The following is a 1,075-nucleotide window of genomic DNA, read 5'->3' as shown; positions in this document are numbered from 1 at the left end:
CGCAGATTCAAATCCCAAGTGCAACACATTTGTAGTTAGTTGAAAAAGTTAGGTGTATTCATAGAATCATTAGACTTTTTCAACTCGCAATTGGAAAGCACACAATGAAGAAATACACCCAACTTTCTCAAGATGAAAGATACGAAATTTATGCTACTTTGAAAAGTAAAAGTTCAATCGCTACCCTTGCTCGGGAATTAGGACGTTCACGATCAACCATCTACCGTGAATTAAAAAGAAATACTGGGCAACGTGGATATAGAGCTCAACAGGCAGCTAAATTTGCAAGTCAAAGACGGTACCGTCCTTCATCATCAATGACAGCATTTGCCTTCGCTTATATTGATTATTTGATTGGTTTGGACTGGTCACCCGAACAAATTTCAGGTGCTTTAACACAACGCGGTTGGCTGGATGTACCTTCACATGAGTGGATTTACCAGTACATTTATCAAGATAAATCAAAAGGCGGTAAACTTCATCTACATTTAAGGCATCAGAAGAAATATCGAAAACGCGGTTACAAAAACACGGATCGTAGGGGTCAAATCATTGATAAAACAAGTATTCACTGCCGACACCAGGTCATTGATCAACGACAACGTTTAGGAGATTTCGAAGGTGACACGGTGATTGGTAAACATCATAAAGGTGCTTTATTGACTCTCGTTGATCGAAAGAGCCTGTATGTACATATTGTTCATTTAGGGCCAACAAGAGCATCCTCTCAAACGATTACTTGTGCATTAGATCGTTTACAAATGAGCCATGCTTATAGTGTGACATTTGATAATGGCAAAGAATTTTCCGAACACAAAAGAATTACTGATGCTGGCATAGAGACGTATTTTGCTGATCCTTACAAGTCTATTCAGCGAGCTAGAAATGAAAATACGAATGGTTTAATCCGTCAATATCTGCCAAAATCATCATCGTTTGATGGCGTGTCAAACGAACAAATAGAGCAGATAGAATTTGCACTCAACCATCGTCCTAGAAAAACACTAGGTTGGTATACACCGAGTGAAGTTATGGCTGGTTTTTATACTGTTGCACTTGCCGCTTGAATCCGCCA

At 39.2% G+C, this 1,075-nt stretch carries 1 protein-coding gene; it reads left to right on the top strand.

What is annotated here, in order from left to right:
* The first annotated feature begins 104 nt into the window (after positions 1–104).
* Positions 105–1,067, top strand: a complete 963-nt coding sequence (locus ACSC97_RS18150) for an IS30-like element IS18 family transposase (RefSeq protein WP_004691346.1) — start codon at positions 105–107, stop codon at positions 1,065–1,067.
* The last annotated feature ends 8 nt before the right edge of the window (positions 1,068–1,075 follow it).

Source organism: Acinetobacter sp. P1(2025), from assembly GCF_051390655.1.
Taxonomy (GTDB): Bacteria; Pseudomonadota; Gammaproteobacteria; order Pseudomonadales; family Moraxellaceae; genus Acinetobacter; species Acinetobacter junii.
The sequence above is the reverse complement of the archived record's forward strand: the minus strand, read 5'-3'. Positions and strand labels throughout refer to the sequence as shown.